A 23,924-nucleotide genomic window follows, 5' to 3' on the forward strand; every position below is an offset into this window, starting at 1 on the left:
CTTTTACGCCGTCTTGGCCACCACCGTCTCGCTGAGCCATGTGCCGATCTTGGTGCCCAGGCGGTCGGGCGAAACGGGCTTCGGCAGATAGTCGTCCATGCCAGATTCGATGCACTTGTCGCGATCGCCCTTCAGCGCGTGCGCGGTGACGCCGATGATCGGGATGTGGGCGCCCGTCGAGACCTCCATCGCCCGGATGGCGCGGGTCGCCTCATAGCCGTTCATTTCGGGCATCGAAACGTCCATCAGGATCAGCTTGGGGCGCAGCGCCCGGTACATTTCGACCGCCGTGCGGCCATTGCCGGCGATGCGGTAGCTCAAGCCCAACCCATTGAGGATCTGGCCGAAGACCAACTGGTTCACGTCATTGTCCTCGGCAATGAGGATGTCGATCGGTCCGTTCGGCGCGGTTGTCAATTCCGGCGCTGCCGTGACCGGCATTGCCGGGCCGCGGATGACAGTGAAGGCGGGCGGCGCTGCCAGGGAAGCCTGCACAATCGGTTCACGGACGAACCGCGCCTTGCCGACCTGCGAACGGGCCTTCTGAATCACCGAGATGACGGTGCCGAGCAGCACCGCGGAGCGCGCCGGTTTGGTCAGATGCGCGGCAATGCCGAAGTCGATGATCATCTTACCGAAATCGACCTGGTCGACCGAGGTCAGGATAACGATCGGGATGGCCGACAGGCGGCTGTCGGAAGCAATGGCTCTGGCGACGTCGGCGCCGTTCATTCCCGGCATCTGGTAGTCGAGGATGATGCAGTCGACAGCGGCGCCCAACTGAAAGGCGCGGTCGAGGAAGGCCAGCCCAACCGCGCCGCTTTCGGCGGCGGCGCAATCGAAGCTCCAGCTTCTGAGCTGCTCGAGCAGGATTTCGCGGTTGACCGGATTGTCATCGATGACCAGCACGCGCGCGCCGGTGACGTCGACCGGCACGATCTCGTCGCGCGCCGCGGCCTGATGCGCGGGCAGCGGCACCGCGAACCAGAACACCGAGCCGCGGCCGATCTCGCTTTCGACGCCGATCTTGCCTGCCATCAGGTCGACGAGGCGGGCGGCGATGGCCAAGCCAAGCCCCGTGCCTTCATGACGGCGGGTGGACGAGCCGTCCACCTGCGCGAATTTTTCGAACACGTTCTGCAGTTTCTCGGCCGGTATGCCGATGCCGGTGTCCTCGACGCGGATCTTGAGTTGGACCACGTCGTTGACGATTTCGCCGCCGACATCGATCAGCACATGACCCTTTTCGGTGAACTTCACGGCATTGCCGAGCAGGTTGGTGATGATCTGCCGGAACCGGCCGGCGTCGCCGACGACATGGGCCGGCAGGCGCGGGTCGACACGCACGATCAGTTCAAGGTTCTTTTCGGCGACGCGCGCCGAGACCAGCGTCGCCACATCCTCGACCGCCTCGGAAAGGCGGAAGGGAGCAGGGTCGAGAGTGAGTTGCCCGGCATTGATCTTGGAGAAATCGAGGATGTCGTTGATGATGGTGAGCAGCGCGTTGCCGGATTTGACGATGACGTCGGTGAAGGTCTTCTGGCGCGGGGTCAGATCGGTCTTGGCCAGCAGTTCGGCCATGCCGAGCACACCGTTCATCGGCGTGCGGATTTCGTGGCTCATATTGGCCAGGAATTCGGATTTGGCGCGGTCGGCGGCCTCGGCCTTGAACAGGGATTCCGCGGATTCGGCAAAGGCGCGGCGGATTGCCACTTCCATCGGGCGGAAGATCCAGAAGGCGACGATGGCAAGTGCCGCGAACAGGATGCCGCTCGCCCACAGCAGCAGCCTGTCGCTTGAGGCATCGGCCAGGTGGCGCTCATCATCCATGGCGGTGCGGACGCGGACCAGCATCGGCTGGGCGAACAGGTCGTTCTGGTTGCGGATTTCGCGATAGCTCCACTCGTCGACCTTTTGCGCCATCGACATCAGGTTGAAATTGCGCACCATGTCGCGCGGCGACCAGAACAGATCGCCGTTGACGGAAGCGGACTGGAGTTCGTTGACGGTCTTGATCGACAGCCGTGGCTTGATCGCCGCAAGCTGGGCGGTCAGCGTCTCGATCTCGCCGGTCAGGCGCTCCGAATGGCCGCGCGCCGATGTGGTCAGGGCATCGCGTGTCTCCGCCCGCCAGGCGGTGCCGGTGGTCTCGGCGAAGCTGGTCGCGTTGCGCAGGTCGCGGGTGAAGATGACGAGGTTGCTGCTCAGCGCATCGATGTCGCGGCGAAAGGAATTGACGCGGTCAAGCGCAATCACGATGCCGGCGGAAGCCAGCGCGAAGATCAGCAACCCTGAAATATAGCGGATCCGGACCGACCGGATGAAGGACGAATATTCAGGCATGCGCAACCCCAACACATACGCACCATTTTAATGGCCGGGATTACGCTTCATTTACATTAAAATTTCGTTCGTGCGGGCAGGCAGGCCATGCGAACCGCCGGATGGACAGCACGCCTAGGCCGCTTCCACGACGAGGGCGCGGATGCGGCCACGCACCGGACCTTCCCCGAACCGTTTCCCAAGGGCATTCGCCACGTATCGCGTCGCCTCCTCCAGCGAGCCGCCGCGCGCCTCGATCTCAGCCCGCAGGGGTGTGCCCTGGCAATAGGCCGTGGCCGCCTCATATGGCGACGAAGCGGCGCTGACGGCATCCAGCGGCTCTATGGTGATGTTACCGAAGTCGGCGGCATGAAGGTCGGCGCGGATGACGTCCGCATCGTGATAGCCGTGCGGCGTCCTCGCCATGAAGCGCGGCGGATCGGCCGGGAAAAAATGGCCGAGCGCCCGCGTCACTTCCTCGGCGAACTCGTTGTCTTCGATGGCACTCCAGACGTTGAACAGGAAGTGCCCGCCCGGCCGCATCACCCGCCGCGCTTGGCCGTAGGCGCCCACCCGATCGGGGAAGAACATCGCGCCAAACTGGCAAACCACGGCGTCGAACTCTGCGTCCTCGAAGGGCAGCGCCTGGGCGTCGGCCTGCCGCCAGGTGATCCGAGGATCGTCCGCCATCCGCGTGCGTGCGTGGTCGAGCATGGGCTGGTTGAGGTCGGTGACCAAGATGCGGGCTTGCGCCGGCAACTTTGCTGCCATCGCACGTGTCACCACACCGGTGCCCGCCGCCACTTCGAGCACCGATTGCGGCCCGAGCTTCGACACCCGCTCTGCCAGATCCCGTGCATACGGCTCGAAGATCAGCGGCACCATCGCCCGGTCGTAGACCTCGGCAATGGAACCGCTGAACAGCTTGTCGGTGGTCGACATGGCACCCCTCCAACTCTACCCGCACCGCGTGCGTGCCGTGCGGATGGCAAAGCGATGTCGATCCTCTGCCTCGGCAGGCTTCCGCTCAAGTTCTATTTCTGAATTGGCCGGCGGAGGATGAGCGAACTTTAGTCAGCTCGATATCTCGGTTGGCGCCAACCTCAACTGGTGCGGGTCGCCACGAACGTCGCCGCTTCTTTCAGCAATTGGGCATCGTCGCCATAGGGCTCAAGCAGCGCATGCGCCTGTGCGACAAGGCCGTGCAACTGGCTGCGCGCCCAATTCGGACCATGCAAGGCCACCAGCGTCGCCTTGCCGGCGGCGGCGTCCTTGCCGGTTGCCTTGCCCATCTGGCTGGCATCGGCGGTCAAATCGAGCAGGTCGTCGGCAAGCTGGAAGGCAAGACCGATCGCCGAGCCGAATTCGGCCAGCCGCTCGCGGTCATCGGCCGGGGCGCCGGCGATGAGGGCACCTGCCTCGCAGGCGAAACGGATCAGAGCGCCGGTCTTCATCGCCTGCAGCCGGATGATGCCGGCCTCGTCCGGCGGCGTCTGTTCGGCTTCGAGGTCGAGCTTCTGGCCGCCGACCATGCCGCCGGGTCCGGCGGCGCGGGCCAGCGCCAGCACCAGGGCCGCCCGCCGCTCCGCCGGCAGGGCGGTCGCCTCGCCGGCGATGATGTCGAAGGCCAGCGTCAGCAAGGCATCGCCAGCCAGAATGGCGGTCGCCTCGTCGAAGGCTCTGTGCACGGTCGGCTGGCCACGACGCAGGTCATCGTCGTCCATGGCGGGCAGATCGTCGTGTACCAGCGAATAGCAATGCACGCATTCAAGTGCGGCGGCGACACGCAGTGCCGCCTCGCCATCGGCGGAAAAAAGGGCGGCACTTTCCATGACCAGGAAGGGGCGCAGGCGCTTGCCGCCGTTCAGCACGCCGTGCCGCATGGCTGCCATCAGCCGCTCAGGCCGCGCGATCTCGCCCGAAAGCGCACGGTCGTCGAGCAGCCGCCGCAGCAGCACCTCGACGGCGGCAGCGCGTCGGATGAGCGCCATTTCGAACGCCATTTGGTCGTCATTCGTCATGGCCCGGACCGGTAGCCGACACTCAGACGTTGCGCAAGAAGGCAAGCGCCATTATGCCGGAGCAGTATGAGCCCGTTTGGAAACTCTGCTCCTGCGGTCATCTGAGGGCGTTTTCTGCGCTTCCGGTGCTTGCGTACTCTAATGTACGCTCCGCTCCGGTTCTCGAAAACACCGTCACATGACTCACAGGAGCGCGTTTCAAAACGAGCTCTCTGGCACGGGTTGGGCGGCTTGGCGGAACCGATCGTCGATCATGAAACCGAAAAGCTGGACATGGCGACGAGATCGCGAGGCGTAAATCGCCGGGGTCTCAAACGCTGGGTCCGGCGCGGCATCGTCGTGGCCGCGGTGCTGGCTTTGATTCCGGTCGTGCTGACCTTTCTCTACCTGCCGTTCTTCGTGCATCCTGTCTCGACGCTGATGTTGAAGGACCTGGCGACGTTCTCCGGTTACGACCGCCGCTGGGTGTCGATCGACGACGTGTCGCCGGTGCTGGCCAATTCCGTCATCATGTCGGAGGATGGGCAGTTCTGCTTTCATCGTGGCGTCGATCTCGGCGAGCTGAGAGGCGTCGTCGACGACGCGTTGGCCGGCGAAGCGACGCGCGGTGCCTCGACCATCACCATGCAGACGGTAAAGAACCTGTTTCTGTGGTCGCGGCCGCTGGGCTCGGTGCGCAAGGTGGTCGAATTGCCGCTGGCCGTCTATTTCGATGCGGTGATGTCGAAACGGCGCATCATGGAAATCTACCTCAACATCGCCGAGTGGGGCCCGGGCATCTACGGCATCGAGGCCGCGGCACAGCACCATTTTGGCGTTTCGGCAAAACAGCTGTCGCGACGGCAGGCCGCCTTGCTTGCGGTTTCCTTGCCAAATCCGATCGCCCGCAATCCGGCCAAACCCGGGCCTGGCTTGAGGCGGCTCGCCAATCTGATCGAGCGGCGCGCCGGCCGCTCCGGCGCCTATGTCGGTTGTCTCCGCTAGCCGATCCAAAAAAATTCGCGCCAGTGCTGGCCAAAACGGCACAGGGCGTGTATAGGCACCCGACTTTCTCAGATTTAGGCCCCGACATGGCCCTTTCACGAGGGCGGGCGGGGCTTTTGACCATGTAGTGGAGCATATCCATGGCCGTTCCGAAACGTAAAACCTCTCCGTCCAAGCGCGGCATGCGCCGCTCGGCCGACGCCCTCAAGGCCCCGACCTATGTCGAGGACAAGAATTCCGGCGAAATGCGCCGTCCGCATCACATCGACTTGAAGACCGGCATGTATCGCGGTCGTCAGGTGTTGACGCCCAAGGAAAGCTGAGACCAGCTTTTTCAAAGGTTTGAATTTCCATAAGGACCGGCCGGTGGCTGGTCCTTTTGCGTTTGAGCCGGCCGGCAGCGCATTTCGAGGCGTGCACCGCAGGCGTTGCAAATCCTTCGGCCGGCAACCGGCTGACATGGTTGTTGCGTGCGGTCTTCGACCGTGTTCAACGCTGCCATCGAAACATCTTGACGGCGTGCCTGTGGCGCATTCTACAAAGGATTGCCCCCACATGGAGACGCCAGATGTTCGGTGCCATTCCGCTGCTGATCGTGCCTTTCGTGCTCTACAACCTCGGACTGTTGGGAATTTTCGGCAGTGGTGACGATCCTTGGGCGAGCGAGGTCTTCTCCTTCAGTATGATGTCGGGCGGCGTGTTCTCGATGACGCTGGGCGACCTGATGATACTGATCGGGCTGGTCTTCCTGTTCCTCGAAATGGCGAAGTCGGTGCGCACGACCAACGCCTCGATCATGGACCATCTTCTGTCGACGCTGGTGTTCGTGGCCTTCCTGGTCGAGTTCCTGCTGGTGAAGGGCGCGGCCCATTCCGTCTTCTTCACGCTGATGGTCATCGCGCTGTTCGACGTGCTGGCCGGATTCGCAGTGTCGATGCGATCGGCCAGCCGAGACATCAATCTGAATTAGGTCCCCAGCGCGGAAGGCGGAAGTTTGACGGGCGCTTGCGCTGACAGTTGTCGGAAACGCCCGTAACGTCGTCATCCTGGGGCGTAGCAAGGAGCGTAGCGACGCGGCCCAGACCCCAGGATCCATGCCGCGACACGTGAGCGTTTCAGCGGTCCAGAATTCTGCTCCGCTGCACTCTACGGCTGATGTTACGGAATGGATCCTCGGGTCTCCGCGACGGAGCTTCGCTCCTGCTCCGCCCGTGGATGACGAAGTTCCCCGACGCTCAGCCCGGATCGGCGGTGAAGCCGGCGGCCTCGATGCCGGCGATGGCCGCGGCTTCGTCATTGTCCGAGGTGTCGCCGGAAATGCCGACGGCGCCGATGATAGCGCCAGTCTTGTCGCGGATCAGCACGCCGCCGACGACCGGCAGCACGCGTCCGCCAGAGACGTCCGAGATGCCGGCGACGAGGTGCGGGCGCTCCTTGGCGAAAGCCTCGACTTTGCGCGAGCCCATGCCGATGGCGAGCGCACCAAAGGCCTTGCCGGCCGACATTTGCGGGCGCAGGAACGAGGCGCCGTCCTGGCGCTGGAAGGCGACCAGATGCCCGCCGGCGTCGAGCACCGAGACGCCAAGCGGCTTAAGCTTGAGATCGGAGCCCTTGGCAAAGGCGGCATCGATGATTTGCCTGGCTTTTTCGAGCGGCAGTGCGGTCATGGCGGTCTCCTGTCTGAAAGGCGTCGATCATCGACCGTCGACGGGCGAGATAACATCCCGGTTTCGGTTGAAATTGCTTCGCGTGAAAAGGTCGGATGGAAGCGACCGTCACAGCCTCCCGGATAGGAGTTGGTGCCTGTGCGGCTTCGGGTTATTTTTTCTTGGCGCGGGCCGGCTTCTTGGCAGGTTCCGCCGGCGCGTTGGCGAGGTCTTCGGCTTCCTTGGCGAGACGCAGCGCCCGCAGCTTGTTGGTCTTGGCCTGGCGGGCGTCGCTCTCGGCGACGTATTCGGCCATCGCCTTCTGGCGGACGGTTGCCGCCTCTTCCTGCTTCTTGAAGCGCAGGTCGGCGCGTGCGCGGGCAGCATCCCGAGAGTTCTCAACCAAGACCTTATCCAATCCCGTGAATTGTGATTTTCCGCTTCTTCTAGCAGAGCCGGGCCCCAAACGGGAAAATAAGTTGGTCAAGCGGCAGAGTCGGCGGCGAGAGCCTTGCTGGCAACCAGGGCTTCATAGGCGGCCTGCAAGGTGGCGCGGACAGAAGGACCCGACGCGGTATCGAGCGGCTTGCCGAGATGTTCATGGCGCAACTCGTCCATGAATTTGTCCCACATCGGCGGTCCGCCCTTTTCCAGAAGTTCGGCGCGGATCGAGAGTTCTTCGCTGACCGGCAGCCAGACGCGGCCCCAGGCGCCGAGATGGGCCAGGATCGGCACCAGCGTGATCGCCATTTCGGTCAGGCTGTAGATCGCCTTCTGCTTGTGCGAGGGGTCGTCGGCTTTGGTCAGCATGCCCAGTTCCATCAGCCGCTTCAGCCGGTCGGCGAGGATGTTGGAGGCGATGCCTTCCATCGATCCGTTGAGCAGCTCGCGAAAATGACGCCTGCCGCCGAAGATCATGTCGCGAAGGATGATCAGGCTCCAGCGATCGCCGAACACTTCCAGCGACAGGTTGATCGGACACCCGGACCGGCGATCCATACTCATGAGATTGTTTCTCCAAAACCGGTTGCATTATCGTATCGGTTTTATTATCGTGCAACCGATTGCAAAATGCAATCAGTATTGCAGGAGAGGAGGCCGCACCGTGACGACGACCGAACGCCCCGAAATCATATCCGAAACCTTTGGCGATCCGGCGAACCCGCCGCTGTTGCTGATCATGGGAGCGATGGCCTCGATGCTGTGGTGGCCGGAGGCGTTTTGCCGGGAACTGGCCGATGCCGGCCTGTTCGTGATCCGCTACGACAATCGCGATACCGGCCGTTCGACCAAATACAAGCCGGGAGAGCCGCCCTACACGTTCGATGATATGGCCGACGATGCAATGCGCGTTCTCGACGACCACGGTATCGGCAAGGCGAATCTCGTCGGCATGTCGATGGGCGGCATGATCGCGCAGCTTGTGGCGTTGGAACACCCGTCCCGTGTCGCATCGCTGACCGTCATCAGCAGCACGCCCGTGGGAACCGACACTTCGCACCTGCCGCAGACGAGCGATGCCTATATCGAGCATTCGGCCGAGGGCGTCAAAGTCGATTGGTCGGACCGTGGCCAGGTGGTCGATTTCATCGTCAGGGACGCGCGGGCGATCGCCAGCATCGCGCACCCATTCGACGAAGCCCGGATGCGTGCCTTCGTCGAGCAAGACTACGACCGCTCCGGCGGCTTCCTGAGCGCCACCAACCATTTCATGCTCAGGGGCGGCGACGCGTGGAAAGGCCGCCTGCACGAGATCGCGTCGCCGCTGCTGGTCATCCACGGCACGGCCGATCCGGTCTTTCCGGTCGAACATGGCAAGGCGCTGGCCAAGGCGGTCACCGGCGCGAAAATCATCCGGATCGAAGGTGGCGGCCACGAGCTGCATCCAAACGACTGGGATATGATTGTTGCCGGCATCGTCGCCCACGCCGCTTGAAGCGGCAAAAGCAGGTCTTGACGAGCAATGCTTGCCGCAGTGTTTAACCTATGACGAGCGTGCCCGGCGCCGGCCACCGATAAACCAGGAAACAGGCGAGCAAAAAATGTCCCTGACGCTTCATTTCCATCCGCTGGCCTCCTTCTGCTGGAAGCCGCTGATCGCGCTGTACGAGAACGCCACGCCGTTCACGCCTGTCATCGTCGATCTTGGCGATGCTCAGTCGCGCGCGGCCTTCCTGAAGATTTCGCCGGCCGGCAAGATGCCGGCGCTGCGCGACGATGCGCGCAACCGCACGGTGCTGGAATCGACCATCGTTGTCGAATATCTGGCCGCGCATTATCCGGGGCCAGTCGACCTCGTTCCCGCCGACATCGACCTGGCGCTGGCCGTTCGCCAAGCCGACCGCTTCTATGATTTCTATGTGCAGGAGCCGATGCAGAAGATCGTCGGCGATCGGTTGCGGCCGCAGGACAAGACTGACCCGTTCGGCGTCGAGCAGGCCTGCGACCAGCTTCGCAATTCCTATGCCATCATCGAACAAGACATGCAGTCGAAGATCTGGGCGATGGGCGACACCTTCACCATGGCCGATTGCGCGGCGTCCCCGGCGCTGTTCTATGCCAACAAGGTCGAGCCGTTCGGCGACGAGTATCGGGCTGTGAAGCGCTATCACGACTGCCTGCTGCAGCGCCCCGCCTTCGCCCGGGTGATCGAGGAGGCGAAGCCCTACTTCAAGTTCTTCCCCTACAACAACGGTTGATCGGGGTTAGGCTTCCCAGAACTGATCGAGCCAGATGTTGAGTTTGAGGAAGCCAGTGCCGCTTACCGTATAGACGCGCCTTGTTCCTTCCGGCTTGGCGTGGACCAGCCCGGCATCGAGCAGCACTTTTAGATGCTGCGAAACAGCCGGGCGCGACACCGGCAAGCCGGCGGCCAGTTCGGTGACGGTTTTCGGGCCGCGGCGAAGTTCTTCCAGAAGATGGCGCCGATTGGGATCGGCAATCGCCATGAAGGCGTCGGAAAACATCATGCCTGTATTAGTGAGGCAAAGCCTTTCGAATCTCAACCGTCTGCTTCTGCTTTTCTTCTGGGATCGAGCCGCAATGCTTCCGGGGTGACCGAACGGTCGGCCGGCTGCGTCTTGAAGGCATCACGATCGCCGATCGGCACCGGCGCGCGGCGGCTGATGCGCAGCAGCGTGTAGCCCGCCAGGCAGAGATGCGCCAAGGCGGTCGCCAGGAACAGACCTTCCGGGCGCATCCAGCCCATCAAAGCGGCGGCGAGCAAGGGTCCAATCATCGTGCCGAAGCCGTAGAGCAGCAACAGCCCGCCAGATACCTTGACGAAATCCTCCGAGCGCGCGTGGTCGTTGGCATGCGCCACGGCAATCGAATAGAGCGTGTAGGCGAAGGCGCCATAGGCGGCAGTGAAGACGATGACGAAGACGCCGGAGCGCGGCTCGAACAGAAAGATCAAGAGCGCGAACAAAGCCCCGCCGAAAGCCGCCCCCGCCAGCACGAAACGGCGGTCGGTCTTGTCGGAGAGACGCCCGGCCGGAAGCTGCATGGCGGCACCGGCAACGACCACAAGGCTCATCATCAGGGCGATCTCGGCCGTGGAAATGCCGATGCGGGCGCCATAGACGGCGCCAAGCGTGCCCCAGGCGCCGTTGGCGATGCCGATCAACACGCAAGCGACCGCCGACACCGGCGAATTGGCATAAAGGCCTCTGACATCAAGTGAGACATCCTGCAGCGGCTTGGGGTGCGAGGCGGTCGAGACCGCCGTCGGAATGAGCGAGAGGCAAAACAGGATGCCGGTGATCATGAACAGCGACGCGGACTTCACGTCGCCGCCGGCGACGATCATCTGCCCGCCCATGATCGAGGCATAGGTGACCATCATGTAGAGGCCGAAGACGGTGCCGCGGTTCTCGTTGGTGGCCTTCTCGTTCAGCCAGCTTTCGATGACCATAAAGGCACCGGCCATGGTGAAGCCGGTGAAGGCGCGCAGCAGGATCCAGACATATTCGTCGATGATCAGCCCGGTCAGTAGCGCCACGATGGCGCCGGATGCGGCAAAGGCGCCAAAGGCGCGAACGTGGCCTGCGCGGCGCACGATGCGCGGTGCGAAGAAGCAGCCGGTGACGAAGCCGCCGGCCCATGCCGTGCCCATCAGGCCGAGCGATGCGGTCGAGAAACCTTCCAGTTGACCGCGCAGGGGCAAGAGCAGTCCATGCAATCCAGATGCCGCGAGCAGGAAAGCGGTGCCGCGAAGCAGCGAGAGGATCGGTCGGTAGGTTGCGAACATTGTTTGATCCGGCTCAGGTTTGGCGGGGACGCTGGGTCTGAAGACAGCCGCATTCGGGCTTTTCGGCGGCGGGCTTTGCGCCAGCGCGCCTATCCGCGGCGGAACAGTGCTTCGGCCGCGGATTTGGTGGTGTCCTTGGCCTTGAGTTCGGCTTCCAGGCGGGCAATTTCGTCGCGCAGTATGCCGATCCGCTCGGTCAAGTCGCTGACGGAAAGCAGTGACAGGTCCTGCCCGATCTCGTGCGGGCGTGCCTTCTTCTTGGGTTCGTCGTCGAAGATCGCCATCGTCGCTCCTCCTCCGCCAAGACCAGATTGGCCATTTGCCTGATTTGGCAATCAGCATACATAGGGCAGGGGCGTCGATGCAAACAGCCGATCGGATAACGGCGAGGAAAGACGGGAAATCTCATGGCGAGCGGACAGAAAATTCCGGCAAGGATGACGGCCATCGCGATCTCGGAGCCGGGTGGCCCTCGGGTCCTGAAGCCGGAAACACGCGACGTGCCGCAGCCCGGCCCCGGCGAGATCCTGATCAAGGTGCATGCCGCCGGCGTCAACCGGCCCGATATCCAGCAGCGCAAGGGCGCCTATCCGCCGCCGCCCGGCGCGTCGGACCTGCCGGGCCTCGAGGCGTCGGGCGAAGTGGCGGCCCTTGGCGACGACATATCGCGCTGGCGCATTGGCGACCGCGTCTGCGCGCTGACGCCCGGCGGCGGCTATGCCGAATATGTCAAGGTGCATGCCGGGAGCGTGCTGCCGTTGCCCGCCGGCTTCACCCATACCGAAGCCGCGGCGGTGCCGGAGAATTACTTCACCGTCTGGCACAATGTGTTCGAGCGTGGCGCCCTCAAGAAAGGCGAGACGCTGCTCGTCCATGGCGGCTCGTCCGGCATCGGCACGACGGCAATCCAGCTTGCCTCGGCCTTTGGCGCCTATGTCATCACCACTGCGGGCAGCAAGGAGAAATGCGACGCCTGCCTGAAGCTCGGCGCAGACCGGGCGATCAACTATCGCGAGGAGGATTTCGTCGCCGCGGTCAAGGAGGCAACGGGGGGCAAGGGCGCCAATGTCATCCTCGACATGGTCGGCGGCGACTATGTGGGGCGTAACTACGAGGCCGCTGCGGTTGAGGGTCGGATCGTCCAGATCGCCGTGCAGGCCGGCGCTGTCGCAAGCGCGGATTTTTCGAAAATCATGGTCAAGCGGCTTACCCACACCGGGTCGACGCTGAGGCCGCGCACCGTCGAGTTCAAGGCGGCGATCGGGGCGGCGCTGGAAGCGCAGGTGTGGCCGTTGCTCGGCACGCGCAAGGTTGCTCCTGTCATGGACATGATCTTCCCGCTCAGCGAAGCCTGGCGGGCGCATGAGCGGATGGAGGACGGCGAACACATCGGCAAGATCGTGCTCGACGTCGGCTGACAGCGAGCGAGGTCAGCGCCTCGCTGCCTACAAGATGAACAGAAGCTTAATGCTGCAATGCAGCATTTGCATCATTGCTATGCAAAATCAGCCATTCAAGTCCTCGTCGATGACGCCTATTTGAGCACCATCGAAACGAACATCAATTTGGAGGACTACCATGAACCCGATCCGCGCTTTCCGTAACTGGCGTATGTACACCGAGACCGTCCGCGAACTGAACCGTCTCAACGCACGTCAGCTCAGCGATCTCGGCATCAACCGCGCTGACATCGAAATGATCGCCCGCAAGGCCATCTGATTTGAGCATGGTTTGCTCCAAGGAGCGGACCATGCCGTAGAAGCAAGAGCCGAAGCAGACGGTTTTGCCGTCGCCGGTTCCGAGCCCGCTGGACCCAGTCCGGCGGGTTTTGTCTTTTTTGGCCAGTAGTACCGAGCATGGCTCGACAGCGCTCCGCGGTTGACCTCAACTCTCCGCATGGCATTTGGATCATGCGCACACTCGGCCCGGCCTACTGCAATGGCGCGAGCGTTGTCCGCCGGCCGCTTCCAAAAACGTTGCGAAACCACCCGAGAGCGGTTATACAGACCGCGAATTTCCCATTTTGGTGGCTCTAAACCACCGCCCGCGCGGGAACGCGGGCGAACGAGAAGGATTTGTAAATGGCCAATACGCTGCTGATGCCCAAGGCGACCGCTGTCTGGCTGGTCGACAACACCGCACTTTCCTTCGAGCAGATCGCGCAGTTCTGCGGGCTGCACCCGCTCGAGGTCAAGGCAATCGCCGACGGTGAATCGGCGCAAGGCATCAAGGGCATGGACCCGATCATGACCGGACAGCTGACCCGCGACGAGATCGCCCGTGCCGAGAAGGATCCGAACCAGCGCCTGAAGCTTTCGGACCCCAAGGTGCGGGTGCCTGAATCCAAGCGCAAGGGTCCGCGCTACACGCCGCTGTCGAAGCGCCAGGACCGGCCGAACGCGATTCTGTGGCTGGTGCGCAACCATCCCGAGCTCAAGGATGCGCAGATCTCGCGTCTCGTCGGCACCACCAAGTCGACGATCGAACAGATACGCGAGCGCAAGCACTGGAATTCGGCCAATCTGCAGCCGATGGACCCGGTGACGCTGGGCCTCGCATCGCAGATCGACCTCGACATGGAAGTCAATCGCGCCTCGCGCGGCCGCGAACAGGCGCAGCCGGTCGGCGACACGCTGCTGCCGGCGGCCCTGACCGAGCGGCTGGTGCCGGCTCCCGAGAAGCCGAAGGACGAGGATGCCGAACTCGACGCCAACGCCGTGTTCGCCAAGCTCTCGGCCTTGAAGTCGAAGAACACGGACAATGACGACGACGAGTGAGATTGTCTGATATTCCAAGAAAAAAAGCCCGCTTCGAGCGGGCTTTTTTATGGGGTCAACAACTCAGCTGCGCGCAGCGCGATCCGGCGCCATGCCATAGTCCTCGCTGCGTTCCACCGCGCGGTAGAAGTCGGCAAGCTGCTTGCCGCGCTCCGGCTTGAAGATGCGGCCGGCGATGACCACGGAGGCGATGCGATCGATGCGGAAGGCGCGAAAATCGTCGCGCATCTCGCACCAGGCGACCAGCGTCCACACCTTGCCCCAAAACCACAGACCGAGCGGGCGGATATCGCGGGCGGTGCCGCGGCCGGCCTCGTCGGAATAGTCGATGGTCAGCACCTGGCGTTTTTCGACCGCGCGCTCGATCAGGTCGATCGCCTCGCGGGCGGCGTCGCTGACCACCCACATCGGTGTGTGGATCTCGGTGCGGGCGATGCGGTCTTTCTCGGCATCGGGCAATACGGCGCCGATCTTGACCAGCGCCTCGTCGGCGGCCCTCGCCATGGCGGCACCGCCAAAGGCGCGCACCATGCGGGCGCCGGCGACCAGCGCGACGATCTCGTCACGCGTGAACATCAGCGGCGGAAGGTCGAAACCCTCCCTCATCATGTAGCCAACGCCGGCCTCGCCGTCGATCGGCACCCCGGTCGATTGCAAGTCGGCAATGTCGCGATAGATGGTTCGCTCGGAAACCTCGAGCCACGTGCCGAGCTTGTGGGCGGTGACCAGTCGGCCACCGCGCAGATGCTGCACGATCTGGAAGAGCCTGTCGGCGCGGCGCATCGTATGGTCCCTCGGCGTTGTCTCTATGCATGTCGCCCAAAACTGATGTCCACTTTTGGACGGCACGGCATCGTGTTTTCGCGCATGCCGTTATCCCAAAACCGCAGAACACTTTTGGGCGGCGTGCCTCATGGTTTCAGCCCTTCGCGCTTGCGCTGCGCGGCGACGAACTCCGCGCCGAAGGACAGTTTCTTCGTCGTCGGTGTTTTCGCATCGAGCACGCGCCAGAACGGTGCCACGTCACTCAGCGCCATGCCGCGCTGGAGGTCCTGGTTGGCGGCTTCGGCAACAGTGCGCAGATGATAGCCTATGGTGACCGGGCATGTCACTTCGGCGCCATGCTGGATGGCAAGTGCTGTCCGTAGCGCACGCACATCCATCTCGATGCCTTCGGGAATCGAGCGGATGAAATCATCAACCTGGCGCGCCGTCGGCACCAGCATAGGCTGGCCTTCGACGACATCGGCCATCGTGCGCGGCGTTGGCTTCACGCCGTTGATGCCTGGTGTGCTCAGTCTGTCGTTCCAACTCTTCATCGATCGTCCTTTGACGCCAATGCGCGGTGTCCGAAGCTGGCACCATTGCACGGCCCTCCTGACAGCATACTGTCAGGAGCCTTCAGCATATTCCTTGGCAAACAGTGTCCGCATCCGCGCGAGATCGCCGCCTCTTTCGGGGTAGAGCGTCTTCAGAAAGGCGAGTGCGAAGGTGCCTGGTGCCGAACCTGGCGCGGAAACAATTTTGCCGTCGGCTACGGCATGCGGCACATCCTGGTAGTTCTCGGCACCGGCATAACCGGCCTCATGACCATTGATCCAGTCGCGGCCATTGCTGGTATGCCTGGTCTTCTCGAACAGGCCGGCTCGGGCCAGCGCCAGCGTGCCGGCGCAGATACCGCCGACCACACCGCCGCGCGATGCAATGGCTGCAAGCAGGTCGCCTACATCAGGCGGTGCCTTGCCCGTCCACTGGTCGGAACCAATGACGGCAATGGCATCTAGATCGGCATTCTCGCTGGCGCCTGTTGAGCGATCGGGGATCAGCCGAAAGCCGCTGATCCCGGTCACCTGCTTGCCATCCGGTGTCAGCGACATGGCACGGGCACCGAACCATTCGACTGCCGAGGCCGCCAGCAGCCCATACTCCCAGTCGGCAAAACCTTCGATGAAAAGGAAACCGATCGTCTTCTGTTCGGGCATAAGCTCGCTCCCATCCTCGCGCACCGGACCTGTTATCTGGGCGTTGACGCGCCGACATCCAATCGCCGGGTCGAAAAATTGGCTTCAATTGCCGCGAGGGCCACGGTCCGCATACATGTCCGGCCAGCCGATATCCTTACGAATGTCCGCCGGCAGCGAGTTCATGAACCGCTGGGTGCGGATCTCGTTGCGCATCGTGCGGATCTTGCCGACATAGTGCTGCATGCCGCGCAGAATGGTATAACCGTTCATAGCTAGTCTCCTCTCTCTGTGTAGAGGCACTATCGCATACCCCTCCTGACAGCAGTCTGTCAGGAGGATGGCAGGGCGCGAACAATAGTTCCGGACAGTGCGCGCGCCGCAGGGCAAGGCATCGCTTTTCGCCGCATCGACCGGTACCTCAAGGCAGGTTTGCGGCTTCCGATTGATCATAGCGACGGCGTTGTTTTCGGCGCCGCTGTTCAGCTTCCGGCGACGGACTGTCGGAATACGAGGCCTTCAGCGGGGTGACCGCAGGTCTGATATGGAGGGAGAAAATTCTTCCCCAACAGCAGGGAGACGACGATGAGCTTGCAACTGACAGGTATCCACCATCTGACCGCCATCACCGCCAACGCGCCCGGCAATCTTCATTTCTACACCAAGGTGCTGGGTCTGCGGCTGGTCAAGAAGACCGTAAACCAGGACGACACCTCGGCCTACCACCTCTTCTATGCCGACGGCGAAGCGACGCCTGGCACCGACCTTACCTTCTTCGACTGGCCGGTCGGCCGCGAGCGGCGCGGCACGCACAGCATCGTGCGGACCAGCCTCAGGGTCGGCAGCCGGGAGAGCCTTGCCTGGTGGAAGCAACACTTGACCGACGAAGGCCTGGCAACAGGAGAGATCGCCGACATCGGCGGTTATGCGTCACTGGACTTCGAAGATCCCGAGGGCCAGCGTCTGCGCCTGGTCAGCGATGGCGGCAAGGGCGGCAGCCATCCCTGGGCGCAAAGCCCGGTACCGGTCGAGCACCAGATACGCGGGCTCGGGCCGATCGTCATCAGCGTTCCCGACATCACCAACACCGAGGCGGTGGTGACCAAGGTGATGAACATGCGCAAGGCGCGCGACTATGCCTCGCCGGAGGGGGAGGTTCACGTCTTCGAAATGGGCGAGGGCGGGCCGGCGGCGGAGCTGCATGTCCTGGTGCAGCCGGGACTGGCGCCGGCACGGCAAGGCGCGGGTGCGGTTCACCATGTCGCCTTCAGGGCGCCGGACCAGGAGACGCTGCATCAATGGACGGCGCGGCTGGCCGAGTTTCGGCTGCCGTCGAGCGGCGAGGTCGAGCGCTATTATTTCCGTTCTCTCTATTTCCGCGAGCCGAACGGCATCCTGTTCGAGATCGCCACCGATGGACCGGGGTTCACCGCCGACGAGCCGCTGGAAACACTGGGGGAAAGTCTTGCCCTGCCGCCATTCCTCGAACCGAAGCGCGCTTCGATCGAGGCCGGCCTCAAGCCGCTGAAGTAGATCGTTTGCCACCGGCAGGCGGGCGCCGCGTTCCGACCCAGGATCGCGGCGTCGTTCTTTCTCAGGCAATGAACGACGTGCTTTGACAGCCGGGCGCGTTGCTGGTCAAAGGCGGCATGACGAAATTTCTCGCCCTTGTCATCGTCGGTTTCATGGTCATTCAATTGATCAAGCCGCTTGGCTGGCCGGGCCTCAAGCGACGTGGTGATTTCTGGAAACTGGCACTGCTCGCCATGGCCGCGATTTCCCTGGCGGCCGTGCTCGGGCATTTGACGTAGGACGGCACTTGTCGTCGGTGCTCAATTGCCAAGCACCGGGCCAACCAGATGCTCGGCCCAGGCCCGGTAGCCTGCTTCCGAGGCGTGAAAGCCGTCCGACGCAAAGCGGGCTTCCGGATTGGTGATCGGCAGGCGCGGCGCCGGCACCGCGCCGCGCTCCAGGCAAAGGCGTTCGCCCATCCGGTTCATGTCGGTGGCGCGAATCTCAAGGATTTTTCCGAGCAGCGGCGGCATGGCCGGAGCCCGCGTGAACTCCAGCACCGGCGACCACACCACGCGTGCTTCCGGCCATTTGGCGCGCAGGCCGTAGAGCAGGCCGCCGAACTCCTTCTTGAAGCGCGGCACGGAGTGAAAATTCTTGGTGTCGTTGGTGCCGATGGCCAACACGATATGCGTCCACGGTTCGGCCGACAGATTGGGCAGGACATGGTCGCGTATCTGGCCCGACGTTGCCGAATTAAAGCCGGCCGCCCGCCAGCGCACGGTGCGGCCTGTGCTTTGTGAAATCAGCACGGCGAGTTGCGCGGCAAGCCCATGTTCCGAATTGCCTATGCCGACCGACGCGGCGGACGAATCGCCCAGCACCAGAAGCGAGATATCAGGCGCCTTGCCTGATATTTCGTGCATGACCGGCCCTTGCGCCGGCAGCATGCGCGTGGTGCGGCGTCGCACGCCGAGGCCTTGCCAGATATAGACCGGGAAGGCGAGCCAGGTGAGTAGGGACGGGAAGCGCATAGCAGTACCGTTAAACGATCAGCGGCAGCCTTAGCGCATGTTTTGGTCGGCGGGAACGCTCTTCAATCGCAGCAACTCGCCTGCCCCGCTTGCTTGCCCTGATATTCATCGTGCAGCCGCACCCAATCCATCAGTCCGTGATAGGGGCCGTTCTCGTTGCGGCCCTTCGGCGTCATGTCGAGATAGTCGTAGGCGCCGATCTGCGCCTCGCCGCCGCGGGCGCGCGACATGAAGGTGAGGAAGATGTCGCGGTTCTCGTCCCGGTAGAAAACGCTGGTGCCGGGAAGCTCCTTCGATGTCCGTGGACGGGTCTCGAAATTGTAGGTGGTGTCGCCGGCGGCGATCTGCTTGTCGGTGAAGGAGACCTGCATGTCGAAGTTGAAATCCGAGGCATAGGACGACACCCAGTCGAACTTCCAGCCCATGCGCTGCTTGTAAGGCAGAAGTTCCGCCAGTGGAGCGCGCGAAACCACGACCAGCGACACGTCGTGATGCCGCAGATGCTGATTGGCGCCGTCGATATGGTCTGCAAGGAATGAGCAGCCCTCGCAATGATTGACGCAGCCCGGCCCGAACATGAAGTGATAGACGATCAGCTGGCTGTTGGTGCCAAACAGGTCGGTCAGTCTCTTCGGCCCTTGTTCGGTCTCGAAGACATAGTCTTTCCGGATCTTCAGCCAGGGCAGTTCACGCCGTTCAGCGGCGATCCGCTCGCGAAACCGCGTCAATTCCTTCTCGCGCGCCAGATGCGCCTTGTGCGCCTGGAACCAGTCTTCGCGCGAAACGATCTTGTTGCGATGCATGAACCTCTCCCTGAATGTCATCCCAAGGACGTTCGGGATGGGCGCAAACCGACATCGCCGGAGAGGAAATAAGGACGGAGAGGCTCTGCCCCAAGTCCGGGCAAACAAAAACCCGGGCGCATCGGCCCGGGTTCAAAGGCAAGACGGAAGGATTTTGATCAGGCGGCCTGTTCCAGGCTCGCCTTCCATTTTCCAAGCGCCGCCAGATGGTTCATATGCGCGCGATGGGTGAAGGCGGCCTGGCCGGCGGCGACATTCGAGGCCTTGCCGCTCCAGGCTTTCTGCGGCGCGGCCTGCAGCGCGCGGCCGTAGGAGAAGGTCAGCTTCCACGGGTGCGGGCCGATGGCGTTGATGGCGTTGAGGTTGGCGGTCGCCTCCTCGTCCTCCTGGCCACCGGAGAGGAAGGCGATGCCCGGCACCGCTGCCGGCACGGTCTCGCGAAACAGCTTTATGGTCTTTTCCGCGACTTCTTCCGGGCTGCTCACCTTGCCCGATTTCTTGCCGGCCAGCACCATGTTGGGCTTCAGGATGGTGCCTTCCAGCAGGACGCCAGCCGCATGGAGCTCGTCATAAAGCTTGATCAGCGTTGCCTTCGAGACGTCGTAGCAGGTATCGATGTCGTGGGCGCCGTCCATCAGCACTTCCGGCTCGACGATCGGCACGATGCCGGCCTCCTGGCAAAGGGCGGCATAGCGGGCAAGTGCATGGGCGTTCGAGCCGATCGAATTGGCCGAGGGCACGCCCTTGGCCTGGTCGATGTCGATCACCGCTCGCCATTTGGCGAAGCGGGCGCCCAGCTTGTAGTAATCGGCAAGGCGCTCGCGCAGGCCATCGAGGCCTTCGGTGATGGTGTCGCCGGGAAACCTGGCCAGCGGCTTGGCGCCGGCATCGACCTTGATGCCGGGGATGGCGCCGGCCGCCTTGATGATGTCGACCAGCGGCGTGCCGTCGGCGGCCTTCTGGCGGATCGTCTCGTCAAAGAGGATGACGCCGGAGATGTAACGGGTCATCGCCTCCCTGGTGCGGAACATCATCTCGCGGTAGTCACGGCGGCTGTCGGCGGTCGATTCGACGCCAATGACGTCGAAGCGCTTCTTGATGGTGCCTGAACTTTCGTCGGCCGCCAGCAGGCCCTTGCCGTCGGCGACGATTGCGGCGGCAATGTCTTCGAGACGTTCGCTCATTGTTGCTTCTCCTGAAACGGTTGTTCCGCGCTTAACGGAAGTCTACCGCCAAAGGAATGGCATCGGAAAGCTCGAATCGATTGAATGCCTCGGGCGGCCTTGTTCGCTCTCCGAGTGTTGATCGCCTCGCCTCGGAGCCTCAGCGCTTCAACACGTCGACGCCGGGCAGTGGCTTGCCTTCCATCCATTCCAGGAAAGCGCCGCCGGCGGTCGAGACATAGGTGAAGTCGTCGGCGACGCCGGCATGGTTGAGCGCCGCCACCGTATCGCCGCCACCGGCAACCGAGACCAACTTGCCTTCCTTGGTGCGCGCCGCCGCATGCTTGGCCGCCGCTACCGTCGCATGATCGAAGGGCGCGATCTCGAAGGCGCCGAGCGGGCCGTTCCAGACCAGTGTCGCGGCACGGTCGATCCATTCGCCGATGGTCGTCACGGTTTTGGCGCCGACATCGAGGATCATGCCGTCGGCCGGCACGTCCGATATGGCGACGGTCTCGCATTCCGCGCCCGCCTTGAACTCCTTGGCGACGACGCCGTCGACCGGCAGGATGATGGCGCAGCCGGCCTCGGCCGCCTCGATCATGATCTGCTTGGCGGTCGCGGCGAGATCATGCTCGCACAGCGATTTGCCGACATTGGTGCCACGCGCGGCAAGAAAGGTGTTGGCCATCCCGCCACCGATGACGAGGGCATCGACCTTCTTCACCAGGTTCATCAACAGATCGATCTTGGTCGAGACTTTGGCGCCGCCGACAATGGCGACGACCGGACGAACCGGTTTTCCCAGGCCCTTCTCCAGCGCCTCAAGCTCGGCCTGCATGGTGCGGCCGGCAAAAGCCGGCAACAGATGCGCCAGCCCCTCCGTCGAAGAATGCGCGCGGTGCGCGGCCGAGAAGGCGTCGTTGACGAAGATATCGCCATTGGCGGCGAGTTTTTCGGTGAAGGCCGGGTCATTCTTTTCCTCGGCCTTGTAGAAGCGGGTGTTTTCGAGCAGCAGCACGTCGCCCTTGTTCATGGCGGCGACAGCGCTTCCGGCCGTGTCGCCGACGCAGTCGGAGGCAAACCCGACGGGACGGCCAAGCACATCAGCTGTCGCCTTGGCGATAGGCTCCAGCGAGAATTCGGGCGAGGGACCATCCTTGGGTCGGCCGAAATGGGCGAGCAGGATGACCTTGGCACCCTTGCCTGACAGCTCGGCGATGGTCGGCGCGATGCGTTCGATGCGGGTGGTGTCGGTGACTTTGCCCTCAATGACAGGCACGTTGAGGTCGACGCGCACCAGCACGCGCTTGCCGCTGATGTTGCCGATATCGTCGAGTGTCTTGAAGGCGGCCATGCGGGGTTCCTTTCGCGAAAAACCGGGGGACCATACCCCGCATCGGTGTCGATGCAAGGCTTAGGGCGCGCTCGAACCGAAATTTTGAAGTGGGCACGATCTTGCACCGGCGGGGCGGATGAATGGCAGCGCTCAATAGCGGGTTTGTCAGCTTTCGGTTGCTGCCTTTTCCGGCGCTGGCTCCGGGGCCTGCTTTTCGTCCGCCCGCGCCTCGGCCTCCTGCGTCTCGGTCGGCTTGCGCCAGTTGCGGATGAAGGCGGAAAGACGATCGCCGATTTCGCCGGCGCTGAGGAAGACCGGCACCCGCGCCACCGGCGCGGTCGGCTCGAACGAGAGGCCGAGGCCTATGATCTTGCCCTTGTCGTCGACGTCGCGGACGATCAGTTCTATCGGGCCGAGCAGGACGCGGTCGGCGTATTCGGCATGGCCGCCGAGCCGCGCCGTGACCAGCGCGCCAACGGTGAGCTTTTGCTCCGCTTCGGTCAGGCCTGGCGTATAGGCCGCTTCCAGTTCAGCGGCGGAGCGCGCGGGGTCGACGGCGAAGGCACCGAAGAAATCGGCATCCTCGGGATCGACCACTGCACGGCTCGCGAACAGCTTGTCGAGCAGGCGCGGATAGCGGTCCGGCACGAAAATGTAGACCTGGTCGCCGGCGGCGAGCCGGCCCATGTCCTGGAAGCGCATCGAGCGGCCGTCGCGCAACACCAGCGAGGGTCGCGCCCAGCGTGGGATGCGCTCGCCGCGCGCCACCGGGCTGCCGTGTGCAACGCGATAGGCAAGAAGCTCGTGATGGGCCGAGCCCGGCAGTTCCAGCTCGACCTTGTCCAGCGGTCCGAGCCGTGCCGGCACGATCAGACCGAGGCGACGCGCCAGCGGTCCGACTGTCCAGCCCTGGATGACCAGCGACACGAGTACGATGATGAAGGCGGTGTTGAAGATGACACGGCCGTTTTCCAGCCCGCCCAGCAGCGGGGTGATGGCGAGCAGGATCGACACCGCGCCGCGCAGGCCGACCCAGGAGACGAAGGCGACCTCGGGGCGCGGCAGACGGAACGGGATCAGGCAGAGCCAGACCGCGATCGGGCGGGCGATGAACATCAGGAACAGGCCGAGCAGCACCGCCGGCACCATGATCGCCGGAAATTGCGACGGTGTCGCGAACAGGCCGAGGATGAGGAACATGATGATCTGTGCCAGCCATGACATGCCGTCCTGGAAGCGCTTGAGGATGGTGACGGCGCGGATATCGGAATTGCCCGAGATGAGGCCGGCGATATAGACCGCCAGGAAGCCCGAGCCGCCAATGGCGCCGGCGGCTGCAAACACCATCAGCGACAAGGTCAGCACGAAGATCGGCAGCAGGCCGTGGTCGAGATTGAGCCGGTCGACGAGGCGCACGATGGCGAGGCCGCCGAGCACGCCGACGACAGCGCCAAGGCCCATGTTGAGGAGGAAGCCGAGGAACAGGCTGGTGACCAGGACATTGGTTTCGGGGTTGGCATGGGCGGCGATGATCTCGACCAGCGTGATGGTCAGGAAGATGGCGATCGGGTCGTTGGTGCCGGATTCCACCTCGAGCGTCGAGCGCACGCGTTCGCGCAGATTGATCTCGCCGGCGCGCAGCAGGAAGAACACGGCCGCCGCATCGGTGGAGGCGACGGCAGCCCCGAGCAGGAAGGATTCCAGCCAGGTGAGATCGAGCAGATAATGGGCGGCGACGCCGAACAGGCCGGTGGTGACAAGCACGCCGAAGGTCGCCAGCGACAAAGCCGGGCCTGCAGCCTGCCGCAAGGCGTTGAGCGGCGTGCCGAAACCGGAATCGAACAGGATGACGGCCAGCGCCAGTGAGCCGGCAAAATAAGCGATGCGGGCGTTGTCGAACTGGATGCCGAGTCCGTCGGTGCCGGTGGCGAGGCCAATGCAGAGAAACAGGAGCAGAAGAGGAGCGCCGAAGCGGAAGGCGATCAGGCTCGAAAACGCGGCGGCGACGACAAGCGCTGTGCCGACCAGCGTGACGAGATAGATCGCATGCTCCATCCTGAAATCAGCCCCTCAAATTCGTCTGTCTCCTGCTTTGCGAGAGAGTGGGGCGAAG

Annotated in this window: 28 protein-coding genes; 10 read left to right on the top strand and 18 right to left on the bottom strand. The window is 63.3% G+C overall.

What is annotated here, in order from left to right:
* Window positions 1–3: 3 nt before the first annotated feature.
* The 3 genes from AC0L2U_RS19505 to AC0L2U_RS19515 all read right to left on the bottom strand — a co-directional run bounded on the left by AC0L2U_RS19505 (window position 4) and on the right by AC0L2U_RS19515 (window position 4,343).
* Window positions 4–2,343, bottom strand: a complete 2,340-nt coding sequence (locus tag AC0L2U_RS19505) for a response regulator (protein ID WP_127397032.1) — start codon at window positions 2,341–2,343, stop codon at window positions 4–6.
* Window positions 2,344–2,457: 114 nt separating this feature from the next.
* The gene (locus AC0L2U_RS19510; RefSeq protein ID WP_473602496.1) at window positions 2,458–3,264 is read right to left on the bottom strand and encodes a class I SAM-dependent methyltransferase; all 807 of its coding nucleotides are present in this window, start codon (window positions 3,262–3,264) and stop codon (window positions 2,458–2,460) included.
* Between the two features lie 161 nt (window positions 3,265–3,425).
* Window positions 3,426–4,343: a polyprenyl synthetase family protein gene (locus AC0L2U_RS19515; RefSeq protein ID WP_127809067.1), complete on the bottom strand. Its 918-nt coding sequence runs from the start codon at window positions 4,341–4,343 to the stop codon at window positions 3,426–3,428.
* A gap of 222 nt (window positions 4,344–4,565) precedes the next feature.
* Between AC0L2U_RS19515 and AC0L2U_RS19520 the strand changes: the two genes are divergently transcribed.
* The 3 genes from AC0L2U_RS19520 to AC0L2U_RS19530 all read left to right on the top strand — a co-directional run bounded on the left by AC0L2U_RS19520 (window position 4,566) and on the right by AC0L2U_RS19530 (window position 6,297).
* Complete coding sequence (locus AC0L2U_RS19520) at window positions 4,566–5,327, top strand: transglycosylase domain-containing protein (protein WP_127271462.1); 762 nt, start codon at window positions 4,566–4,568, stop codon at window positions 5,325–5,327.
* Window positions 5,328–5,467: 140 nt separating this feature from the next.
* Window positions 5,468–5,650: a 50S ribosomal protein L32 gene (rpmF, locus tag AC0L2U_RS19525; RefSeq protein WP_008834724.1), complete on the top strand. Its 183-nt coding sequence runs from the start codon at window positions 5,468–5,470 to the stop codon at window positions 5,648–5,650.
* 245 nt (window positions 5,651–5,895) lie between these two features.
* Entirely contained in the window at window positions 5,896–6,297 is a 402-nt protein-coding gene (locus AC0L2U_RS19530; protein WP_023810946.1) for a hypothetical protein, read from the top strand.
* Between the two features lie 265 nt (window positions 6,298–6,562).
* On the opposite strand, the gene AC0L2U_RS19535 is transcribed toward AC0L2U_RS19530, so the two are convergent.
* The 3 genes from AC0L2U_RS19535 to AC0L2U_RS19545 all read right to left on the bottom strand — a co-directional run bounded on the left by AC0L2U_RS19535 (window position 6,563) and on the right by AC0L2U_RS19545 (window position 7,978).
* Window positions 6,563–6,994, bottom strand: a complete 432-nt coding sequence (locus tag AC0L2U_RS19535; RefSeq protein ID WP_127396328.1) for a GlcG/HbpS family heme-binding protein — start codon at window positions 6,992–6,994, stop codon at window positions 6,563–6,565.
* Between the two features lie 151 nt (window positions 6,995–7,145).
* Complete coding sequence (locus tag AC0L2U_RS19540) at window positions 7,146–7,379, bottom strand: hypothetical protein (protein WP_027037125.1); 234 nt, start codon at window positions 7,377–7,379, stop codon at window positions 7,146–7,148.
* A gap of 77 nt (window positions 7,380–7,456) precedes the next feature.
* The gene (locus AC0L2U_RS19545) at window positions 7,457–7,978 is read right to left on the bottom strand and encodes a winged helix-turn-helix transcriptional regulator (RefSeq protein WP_127396327.1); all 522 of its coding nucleotides are present in this window, start codon (window positions 7,976–7,978) and stop codon (window positions 7,457–7,459) included.
* 100 nt (window positions 7,979–8,078) lie between these two features.
* Here AC0L2U_RS19545 and AC0L2U_RS19550 point away from each other — a divergent pair, with 100 nt between their 5' ends.
* Both AC0L2U_RS19550 and AC0L2U_RS19555 read left to right on the top strand, forming a co-directional pair.
* Entirely contained in the window at window positions 8,079–8,909 is an 831-nt protein-coding gene (locus AC0L2U_RS19550) for an alpha/beta fold hydrolase (RefSeq protein ID WP_127396326.1), read from the top strand.
* A gap of 106 nt (window positions 8,910–9,015) precedes the next feature.
* Window positions 9,016–9,672 (top strand): glutathione S-transferase family protein, encoded by a 657-nt coding sequence (locus AC0L2U_RS19555; RefSeq protein WP_127396325.1) that lies wholly within the window; start codon window positions 9,016–9,018, stop codon window positions 9,670–9,672.
* Between the two features lie 6 nt (window positions 9,673–9,678).
* On the opposite strand, the gene AC0L2U_RS19560 is transcribed toward AC0L2U_RS19555, so the two are convergent.
* The 3 genes from AC0L2U_RS19560 to AC0L2U_RS19570 are packed head-to-tail and all read right to left on the bottom strand — an operon-like array spanning window position 9,679 to window position 11,506.
* On the bottom strand, window positions 9,679–9,942 hold the full coding sequence (locus AC0L2U_RS19560) for an ArsR/SmtB family transcription factor (protein ID WP_013529232.1): 264 nt from the start codon (window positions 9,940–9,942) through the stop codon (window positions 9,679–9,681).
* A gap of 32 nt (window positions 9,943–9,974) precedes the next feature.
* Window positions 9,975–11,345: an MFS transporter gene (locus AC0L2U_RS19565; protein WP_348628944.1), complete on the bottom strand. Its 1,371-nt coding sequence runs from the start codon at window positions 11,343–11,345 to the stop codon at window positions 9,975–9,977.
* Window positions 11,312–11,506: a DUF1192 domain-containing protein gene (locus tag AC0L2U_RS19570; RefSeq protein WP_023810953.1), complete on the bottom strand. Its 195-nt coding sequence runs from the start codon at window positions 11,504–11,506 to the stop codon at window positions 11,312–11,314. Before AC0L2U_RS19570 ends, AC0L2U_RS19565 begins: the two co-directional genes overlap by 34 nt.
* Before the next feature lie 123 nt (window positions 11,507–11,629).
* Here AC0L2U_RS19570 and AC0L2U_RS19575 point away from each other — a divergent pair, with 123 nt between their 5' ends.
* The 3 genes from AC0L2U_RS19575 to AC0L2U_RS19585 all read left to right on the top strand — a co-directional run bounded on the left by AC0L2U_RS19575 (window position 11,630) and on the right by AC0L2U_RS19585 (window position 13,999).
* Window positions 11,630–12,640, top strand: coding sequence for an NAD(P)H-quinone oxidoreductase (locus AC0L2U_RS19575; RefSeq protein ID WP_127396323.1), 1,011 nt, complete (start codon window positions 11,630–11,632; stop codon window positions 12,638–12,640).
* A 160-nt stretch (window positions 12,641–12,800) separates the two neighbouring features.
* The gene (locus AC0L2U_RS19580; RefSeq protein WP_127396322.1) at window positions 12,801–12,941 is read left to right on the top strand and encodes a DUF1127 domain-containing protein; all 141 of its coding nucleotides are present in this window, start codon (window positions 12,801–12,803) and stop codon (window positions 12,939–12,941) included.
* 362 nt (window positions 12,942–13,303) lie between these two features.
* The gene (locus AC0L2U_RS19585; RefSeq protein ID WP_023810957.1) at window positions 13,304–13,999 is read left to right on the top strand and encodes a DUF1013 domain-containing protein; all 696 of its coding nucleotides are present in this window, start codon (window positions 13,304–13,306) and stop codon (window positions 13,997–13,999) included.
* A gap of 63 nt (window positions 14,000–14,062) precedes the next feature.
* Here the strand turns inward: AC0L2U_RS19585 and AC0L2U_RS19590 are convergent, their stop codons facing one another.
* The 4 genes from AC0L2U_RS19590 to AC0L2U_RS19605 all read right to left on the bottom strand — a co-directional run bounded on the left by AC0L2U_RS19590 (window position 14,063) and on the right by AC0L2U_RS19605 (window position 16,233).
* A complete protein-coding gene (locus AC0L2U_RS19590; protein ID WP_127809070.1) occupies window positions 14,063–14,782 on the bottom strand; it encodes a helix-turn-helix transcriptional regulator in 720 nt (239 codons plus the stop codon).
* A gap of 128 nt (window positions 14,783–14,910) precedes the next feature.
* Complete coding sequence (locus AC0L2U_RS19595; RefSeq protein ID WP_127809071.1) at window positions 14,911–15,318, bottom strand: hypothetical protein; 408 nt, start codon at window positions 15,316–15,318, stop codon at window positions 14,911–14,913.
* A 72-nt stretch (window positions 15,319–15,390) separates the two neighbouring features.
* On the bottom strand, window positions 15,391–15,981 hold the full coding sequence (locus AC0L2U_RS19600) for a DJ-1/PfpI family protein (RefSeq protein ID WP_127396050.1): 591 nt from the start codon (window positions 15,979–15,981) through the stop codon (window positions 15,391–15,393).
* An 84-nt stretch (window positions 15,982–16,065) separates the two neighbouring features.
* Window positions 16,066–16,233, bottom strand: a complete 168-nt coding sequence (locus AC0L2U_RS19605) for a hypothetical protein (protein WP_013529241.1) — start codon at window positions 16,231–16,233, stop codon at window positions 16,066–16,068.
* Window positions 16,234–16,545: 312 nt separating this feature from the next.
* On the opposite strand from AC0L2U_RS19605, the gene AC0L2U_RS19610 reads away from it, so the two are divergent.
* Window positions 16,546–17,493 (top strand): ring-cleaving dioxygenase, encoded by a 948-nt coding sequence (locus AC0L2U_RS19610; RefSeq protein ID WP_473602498.1) that lies wholly within the window; start codon window positions 16,546–16,548, stop codon window positions 17,491–17,493.
* Window positions 17,494–17,609: 116 nt separating this feature from the next.
* Entirely contained in the window at window positions 17,610–17,771 is a 162-nt protein-coding gene (locus AC0L2U_RS19615; protein ID WP_023810961.1) for a hypothetical protein, read from the top strand.
* A gap of 21 nt (window positions 17,772–17,792) precedes the next feature.
* Here AC0L2U_RS19615 and AC0L2U_RS19620 read toward each other — a convergent pair whose 3' ends face one another.
* From AC0L2U_RS19620 to AC0L2U_RS19640, 5 genes are all read right to left on the bottom strand, one after another.
* Entirely contained in the window at window positions 17,793–18,506 is a 714-nt protein-coding gene (locus AC0L2U_RS19620) for an SGNH/GDSL hydrolase family protein (RefSeq protein WP_127396048.1), read from the bottom strand.
* 62 nt (window positions 18,507–18,568) lie between these two features.
* A complete protein-coding gene (locus tag AC0L2U_RS19625; protein WP_127809073.1) occupies window positions 18,569–19,309 on the bottom strand; it encodes a DUF899 domain-containing protein in 741 nt (246 codons plus the stop codon).
* Window positions 19,310–19,467: 158 nt separating this feature from the next.
* Window positions 19,468–20,493, bottom strand: coding sequence for a class I fructose-bisphosphate aldolase (locus tag AC0L2U_RS19630; protein WP_127396046.1), 1,026 nt, complete (start codon window positions 20,491–20,493; stop codon window positions 19,468–19,470).
* Between the two features lie 139 nt (window positions 20,494–20,632).
* The gene (locus AC0L2U_RS19635; protein WP_127809074.1) at window positions 20,633–21,829 is read right to left on the bottom strand and encodes a phosphoglycerate kinase; all 1,197 of its coding nucleotides are present in this window, start codon (window positions 21,827–21,829) and stop codon (window positions 20,633–20,635) included.
* A 147-nt stretch (window positions 21,830–21,976) separates the two neighbouring features.
* On the bottom strand, window positions 21,977–23,866 hold the full coding sequence (locus AC0L2U_RS19640) for a potassium/proton antiporter (protein ID WP_127271761.1): 1,890 nt from the start codon (window positions 23,864–23,866) through the stop codon (window positions 21,977–21,979).
* Between the last annotated feature and the right edge of the window lie 58 nt (window positions 23,867–23,924).

This window comes from Mesorhizobium sp. WSM4808 (assembly GCF_055811675.1).